Source organism: Nocardia seriolae NBRC 15557 (assembly GCF_007990715.1).
Taxonomy (GTDB): domain Bacteria; phylum Actinomycetota; class Actinomycetes; order Mycobacteriales; family Mycobacteriaceae; genus Nocardia; species Nocardia seriolae.
Map to the genome: position 1 here is coordinate 21,913 of NZ_BJWY01000104.1, position 6,716 is coordinate 28,628.

Sequence of the window (6,716 nt, forward strand, 5' to 3'; positions counted from 1 at the left end):
AACCAAGACGGTGAGCGCACCTACCGCACGGCCCGGGCCCTCGGCCCGCAAGCCCGCGCCTACGGCCCAGCCGACCGCGGCTCCGGCCGCGACCCCGAACCGCCGCCAGGTCCCGCCCGAGCGGGTCACCGGCGCGCAGTCCGTCGTTCGCTCCCTCGAGGAGCTCGGCGTCGACACGGTCTTCGGTATTCCCGGCGGTGCGATTCTTCCCGTCTACGACCCGCTGTTCGACTCCACCAAGGTCCGCCACGTGCTGGTGCGTCACGAGCAGGGCGCGGGTCACGCCGCGACCGGTTACGCCCAGGCGACCGGCAAGGTCGGTGTGTGCATGGCCACCTCGGGTCCGGGTGCGACCAACCTGGTCACCCCGATCGCGGACGCGCAGATGGACTCGGTGCCGCTGGTGGCCATCACCGGCCAGGTCGGCCGCTCGCTGATCGGCACCGACGCCTTCCAGGAAGCCGACATCTCCGGCATCACCATGGCGTGCACCAAGCACAACTTTCTGGTCACCGACCCGATCGACATCCCGCGCATGATCGCCGAGGCGTTCCACCTGGCCGCCACCGGCCGCCCGGGCGCGGTCCTGGTCGACATCCCGAAGGACGTCCTCCAGGCGCAGACCACGTTCTCCTGGCCGCCGGAGATGAAGCTGCCCGGCTACCGTCCGGTCACCAAGCCGCACGGCAAGCAGGTGCGCGAGGCCGCCCGGATGATCATGGACGCCAAGCAGCCCGTGCTCTACGTCGGCGGCGGCGTCATCAAGGCCGACGCCAACATGGAACTCCTCGAACTGGCCGAGCTGACCGGCATCCCGGTGGTCACCACCCTGATGGCGCGCGGCGCGTTCCCGGACTCGCACACCCTCAACATGGGTATGCCCGGCATGCATGGCACCGTGGGAGCCGTTGCGGCACTGCAGCGTTCGGATCTGCTGATCACTCTGGGCGCGCGTTTCGACGACCGCGTCACCGGCCAGCTGGATTCGTTCGCGGTGGGCGCCAAGGTGATCCACGCCGACATCGACCCCGCCGAGATCGGCAAGAACCGCCACGCGGACGTGCCGATCGTGGGTGACTGCCGCGAGGTCATCAGCGAGCTCATCGAGACGCTGAAGGCCGACCCGGCCGCGTCGGGCAAGGCCCCGCTGCTGGATCTGACCGAGTGGTGGAACTACCTGAGCGGCATCCGCGACAGCTACCCGCTGGGCTGGAAGACCCCCTCCGACGGTTCGCTCTCGCCGGAATTCGTGATCGAGAAGCTGGGCCAGATGGCCGGTCCCGACGCGATCTACTGCGCGGGCGTCGGCCAGCACCAGATGTGGGCCGCGCAGTTCGTGAAGTACGAGAAGCCGCGCACTTGGCTGAATTCCGGTGGTCTGGGCACCATGGGCTACGCCGTGCCCGCCGCCATGGGCGCCAAGATGGGCATGCCGGACCGCGAGGTCTGGGCCATCGACGGTGACGGCTGCTTCCAGATGACCAACCAGGAGCTGGCCACCTGTGCCGTCGAGGGCGTGCCGATCAAGGTCGCGCTGATCAACAACGGCAACCTGGGCATGGTGCGGCAGTGGCAGACGCTGTTCTACGAGAAGCGCTACTCCAACACCGACCTGGGCACCCACACCCTGCGCATTCCCGACTTCGTGAAGCTGGCCGAAGCCCTTGGCTGCCACGGCATCCGCGTCGAGAAGGAAGAGGACGTGGAGGCCGCGATCCGCGAGGCACAGTCCATCAACGACCGACCGGTCGTGATCGACTTCATCGTGGGCAAGGACGCGCAGGTGTGGCCGATGGTCGCCGCCGGTACGTCCAATGACGAGATCATGGCCGCGCGCGGCATCCGCCCGCTGTTCGACGACGACGAGTCGGCCTCCGAGCCCGCCGTCATCCACGAGGCCATGTCGCACGAGAAGGCTTCGCTCGCAGCGCACGAGCGCGCCTCCCAGAAGGGGACCCCGGAGTGAGCGGTCAGGCCCGTAGGCGGCAGCGCAGCATAACCACGGAGGGCCCCGCTCGGTCCGGAAAGAAGGACGCAGCATGACCACCACCCACACCCTGTCCGTGCTGGTGGAGGACAAGCCGGGCGTGCTGGCGCGCGTGGCATCGCTGTTCTCCCGCCGCGGGTTCAATATCCAGTCGCTCGCGGTCGGCGGCACCGAGATCCCGGAGATCTCGCGCATGACCATCGTGGTGACGGTGGAGGATCTGCCGCTCGAGCAGGTCACCAAGCAGCTGAACAAGCTGGTGAACGTGATCAAGATCGTCGAGCAGGATTCCGACTCCTCGGTGGCCCGCGAACTGATCCTGGTCAAGGTGCGCGCCGACGCCAGCGTGCGCACCCAGGTCATCGAGTCGGTGAACCTGTTCCGCGCCAAGGTGATCGACGTGTCGCCCGACGCGCTGACCATCGAGGCCACCGGCACCCGCTCCAAGCTGGACGCGCTGCTGCGCATGCTGGAGCCGTACGGTATCCGGGAGATCGTGCAGTCCGGTGTCGTGGCCGTGGGCCGCGGCCCCAAGTCGATCACCGCTACCCGATAAGTCCAGCGATAACCGCTGGCAGATAACTTCTTTCTAACCAAAACAATCTGAAGGGAACCACAGTGGCAGTCGAGATGTTCTATGACGACGACGCTGACCTGTCGATCATCCAGGGCAAGAAGGTCGCCGTCATCGGCTACGGCAGCCAGGGCCACGCGCACTCGCTGAGCCTGCGCGACTCGGGCGTCGACGTCCGCATCGGCCTCAAGGAGGGCTCGAAGTCCCGTGCCAAGGCCGAGGAAGCCGGTCTGACCGTCGGTACTCCGGCCGAGGTCGCCGAGTGGGCCGACGTCATCATGGTCCTCGCGCCCGACACCGCGCAGGCGTCGATCTTCACCAACGACATCGAGCCGCACCTGAAGGACGGCGACGCGCTGTTCTTCGGCCACGGCCTCAACATCCACTTCGGCCTGATCAAGGCTCCGGCCAACGTCACCGTCGGCATGGTCGCCCCCAAGGGCCCCGGCCACCTGGTGCGCCGCCAGTTCGTCGACGGCAAGGGCGTTCCGGCCCTGATCGCCATCGACCAGGACCCGACCGGCGAGGGCCAGGCGCTGGCGCTGTCCTACGCCAAGGGCATCGGCGGCACCCGCGCGGGCGTCATCAAGACCACCTTCAAGGAAGAGACCGAGACCGACCTCTTCGGTGAGCAGGCCGTGCTCTGCGGCGGCACCGAGGAACTGGTCAAGACCGGTTTCGAGGTCATGGTCGAGGCCGGTTACGCGCCGGAGATGGCCTACTTCGAGGTGCTGCACGAGCTCAAGCTGATCGTCGACCTGATGTACGAGGGCGGCATCGCCCGCATGAACTACTCGGTCTCCGACACCGCCGAGTTCGGTGGCTACCTCTCGGGCCCGCGCGTCATCGACGCCGGCACCAAGGAGCGCATGAAGGCCATCCTGACCGACATCCAGGACGGCACCTTCGTCAAGCGCCTGGTCGCCAACGTCGAGGGCGGCAACAAGGAGCTCGAGGCCCTCCGCAAGGCCAACGCCGAGCACCCCATCGAGGTCACCGGCGCCAAGCTGCGCGGCCTGATGAGCTGGGTCGACCGCCCGATCACCGAAACCGCCTAAGGTTTCCGGCTTTTCACAGCGCGAAGGCCCGCCAGGGATTCCCTGGCGGGCCTTCGCTTTTCGCGCGTGAAGGGGGTGTACGCGCGAGGTTCGGTGGTGCGGGCTACCAGCTGCCCGTGGGCGGCAGCGCATTGCGCCAGCAGCAGTTGCCGCGGTTCCAGTCGTCGTGGTCCCAGTCGTCGCGATCGTGATCGCGCGGGTGATGCCGGTCGTCGCGGTCCCACCACCCGTTGTTCGGGTGCGGGTGATGCGGCCAGGACACATCACCCGGGGCGTTGTCCAGCGGAATATCGGCGGAGGCCGGAATCGTCACTGCGGCAAGGGGGATCAGGGCGATCGCACCGGCGGCGGCCACTCGGGCGGCGGTCCGGCGTAGAGAAGTCGACTTCATGGTCACACACGATGCCCCACAACCATGCGTTCGCGAAACGGATTCCCTGTGAATTCAGGGCCGAATGATCCCGACGTATGACTCACGCCCTGAGCAACCCTGAAACCCATTGCACAGCTTGGGCGCCGAGATCAGATCAGCGCGCCCGCTCCCGCGCCGAGGACGGCGCCGGTCGCCAGGCCGACCACGCCGCCGATCACACATCCGGGCGGTGCGGTGATCGGGGCGATGATCGGAGCCAGCGGGCCCGCCGGGAGGGTCGCGATGGCCGCGCCCGCGATGCAACCGACGAGGGCGCCGCCGGCGGCTCCGGCCAACGCTCCCGCGGCGATATGGTCCGAGCGGCTGGGGGCGACACCGATGGAGCGGGTGAACTGGGAGATCTGGGCTTCGGGTCCCGCGAGGGCGCTGTTGATCTGGGCTACCTGGTCGTCGCTGAGGAAGTCCGGGGCGATGGCGGTGAGATCACCGGCGCGCAGTTCGCGCGGGTTGGTGGGGACGATCACGCCTATGTCCGGGGTCGCCGTCGGTGCGTGCAGGTCGCCCGGCTGGATCGGAGCGGGGGAATAGTCGCGCTTCGGGTCCGGCCGGGTGGGGGCGTAATCGCTTTGCGGCGCCACGCCGTGCGCGTCGTCCTGCGGCGAGACTTGCTGAGGCGTCGGCGGGGTCACGGTGACGCCCGGCTGGGCGCCACCGGAATTGGGGGAGCCCGGATCCGGCTGGGTCACACCGGGTTGCGGCGCGGCGTGGGCCACGGCGCTGATGCCCAGCGCCGCGGTCATCGGGATGGCGGAGACGGCGGCGCGCAACAATACGCGCTGGGTTACCGTCTGCCTACGGTGCTTCGCCATGGATGAAGCCCAACCTTTCCTGTACGCGACAACGTTCGAGCACCACGGGATCGGTGACCCGGTATGGCAGTGCTGGAAGATCGGGAATGAGAAGCCGCAAGGTCGTTGTGCCGGTAGACAATTGCCGGTATCGACGACATGGGCCAACCCCCCTTACGGTCTTGCATCGGTCGCCCACGACGCGCTGGGTGTGAGCGCGACCACGTGACAGTAGATCTGTCGCGGAAATATCCGTCAAACCCTATGGCATGCACTATGTCGTAGATCACGAAACGTGCGAAGTGGGCACGAAAGCGACAAAGGCCCCTCGGGAAGTCTCCCGAGGGGCTGTTCGCACTGCGGTTGTCAGTAGTGCGTGCCGCCGTCGATCCGAATCTCGGTACCGGTGATGAACGCCCCGTCATCGGACGCGAGCATGGCCACCACACCCGCAACGGTGTCCGGCGAAGCGAACCCCTGCCCGATCCCCGGAGCCAGCTTCATGAACAGGCTGAGGTCGGCATCCGCGGGCAGCCCCGGCCCCTTGCCGTCGGTCATGTCACTCGAAATCGACCCCGGCGCAACGGCAACCACGCGCAGCCCCTGCTTGGAGTACTCCGCGGCCAGCGCATGAGTCATCGACATGATCCCGCCCTTGGAGGCGGCATACGCGGACATGTACGGGTGCGCGAAGAACGCCGAAGTCGAGGTGAAGTTGACGATCATACCCTTCTCCGAAGCGAGCAACTGCGGCAACGCTTCTCGAATCATCAGGAAGGTACCCGTCAGATTCACAGTGATGATCCTGTTGAAATCAGCCAACGGCATCTCGTGCGTATGCGCCGACCGCAGAATCCCCGCGGCATTGATCAACGCATCGATCCCACCGAGCGTCTCTACCGCCGCCGCGACCCCGCCCTGCACCGACTCCTCATCGGCGATATCGATCACCAGCGTGGTGAGCCGATCCCCATTCCCATTCTCGGCGGCCTGCTTGGCGGCCTCCGCCAGCCCCGCCTCATTCACATCCGCACCCACAACCTGCCCACCCTCGGCCAGGATCCGGTGCACAGTGGCCCGCCCGATCCCGGACCCGGCCCCCGTGATCACTACTCGACGCCCGTCGAACCGCTCCATCGCGAAATCTCCTTAGCTAATACTCCAGCCTCTGAATGACACGCTACGCCTACATGGCACATCATGCCATCATGGCATCCCGTCGACTAGGATCAACCTGCAATCCCCAGCTCAAAGGAGGTGAAATGTCCGCCCAACCCCAAAACCCACCCCGCCGCCCATCCCTGGCGGAACGCCGCAAATCCGAAACCCGCATGGAAATAGCCCGAACCGCAGCCCGCCTCTTCGCCACCCACGGCACCTCCGCGGTAACCGCCGACCAAATAGCCTCCGAATCCGGCGTAGCCCTCCGCACCTTCTACCGCTACGCCCGCACCAAGGAAGAATCCGTCGAGCCCCTACTCGCCGCCGGCGCCCAACGCTGGCTCGCCGAAATAGCCGAAGGCCCCCACCGCCTCCCCACCCTCTCCGAGTTCGAAGCCGCAGCCGCCGCCTCCATGACCCCTCATGACGACCACGACGACCTCGAAATCACGAAGGGACTGCTTCGCGCGATGGACACCGACCCGGTTCTCCGGGCGATCTGGCACCGCATCAACCTCGAATCCGAACGCGACCTCCACCGCATCCTGACGGAATTGGCAGGGCCCCAAGCGGATCCATTCCGCATCCGCCTGACCGCGGCGGCAGCCGCCGGTGCAGTACGTGTGGCGCTGGAGCTGTGGGCAGCGACGGATGGCCCAGCCGAAGGTAAGGGTTCACCCACCGATCTGGTTCGGCGATGCCTGCGTGAGTTACA

Annotated in this window: 7 protein-coding genes; 4 read left to right on the forward strand and 3 right to left on the reverse strand. The window is 66.9% G+C overall.

What is annotated here, in order from left to right; all coding sequences use genetic code 11:
* Window positions 1-10: 10 nt before the first annotated feature.
* The 3 genes from NS2_RS26490 (at window position 11) to ilvC (ending at window position 3,619) form a co-directional block, all read left to right on the forward strand.
* Window positions 11-1,966: an acetolactate synthase large subunit gene (locus NS2_RS26490; protein WP_045438999.1), complete on the forward strand. Its 1,956-nt coding sequence runs from the start codon at window positions 11-13 to the stop codon at window positions 1,964-1,966.
* Between the two features lie 73 nt (window positions 1,967-2,039).
* Window positions 2,040-2,543, forward strand: coding sequence for an acetolactate synthase small subunit (gene ilvN, locus NS2_RS26495; RefSeq protein ID WP_033090088.1), 504 nt, complete (start codon window positions 2,040-2,042; stop codon window positions 2,541-2,543).
* Window positions 2,544-2,605: 62 nt separating this feature from the next.
* On the forward strand, window positions 2,606-3,619 hold the full coding sequence (ilvC, locus tag NS2_RS26500) for a ketol-acid reductoisomerase (RefSeq protein WP_033090089.1): 1,014 nt from the start codon (window positions 2,606-2,608) through the stop codon (window positions 3,617-3,619).
* A 103-nt stretch (window positions 3,620-3,722) separates the two neighbouring features.
* Here the strand turns inward: ilvC and NS2_RS26505 are convergent, their stop codons facing one another.
* From NS2_RS26505 to NS2_RS26515, 3 genes are all read right to left on the reverse strand, one after another.
* Window positions 3,723-4,010: a hypothetical protein gene (locus NS2_RS26505; RefSeq protein ID WP_143161241.1), complete on the reverse strand. Its 288-nt coding sequence runs from the start codon at window positions 4,008-4,010 to the stop codon at window positions 3,723-3,725.
* 131 nt (window positions 4,011-4,141) lie between these two features.
* Complete coding sequence (locus NS2_RS26510) at window positions 4,142-4,861, reverse strand: hypothetical protein (RefSeq protein WP_143161242.1); 720 nt, start codon at window positions 4,859-4,861, stop codon at window positions 4,142-4,144.
* A gap of 345 nt (window positions 4,862-5,206) precedes the next feature.
* Complete coding sequence (locus NS2_RS26515) at window positions 5,207-5,977, reverse strand: SDR family NAD(P)-dependent oxidoreductase (RefSeq protein ID WP_036547823.1); 771 nt, start codon at window positions 5,975-5,977, stop codon at window positions 5,207-5,209.
* Window positions 5,978-6,102: 125 nt separating this feature from the next.
* Here NS2_RS26515 and NS2_RS26520 point away from each other — a divergent pair.
* Window positions 6,103-6,716, forward strand: a 614-nt coding sequence (locus tag NS2_RS26520; protein ID WP_033090104.1) for a TetR/AcrR family transcriptional regulator, incomplete at its 3' end; no start/stop codon positions are given.

Excerpts from the sequence above, each read along its gene's own strand:
- ilvN (WP_033090088.1), top strand. The coding sequence starts at position 2,040 with ATGACCACCACCCACACCCTGTCCGTGCTGGTGGAGGACAAGCCGGGC.
- NS2_RS26505 (WP_143161241.1), bottom strand. The coding sequence starts at position 4,010 with ATGAAGTCGACTTCTCTACGCCGGACCGCCGCCCGAGTGGCCGCCGCC.
- NS2_RS26510 (WP_143161242.1), bottom strand. The coding sequence starts at position 4,861 with ATGGCGAAGCACCGTAGGCAGACGGTAACCCAGCGCGTATTGTTGCGC.
- NS2_RS26515 (WP_036547823.1), bottom strand. The coding sequence starts at position 5,977 with ATGGAGCGGTTCGACGGGCGTCGAGTAGTGATCACGGGGGCCGGGTCC.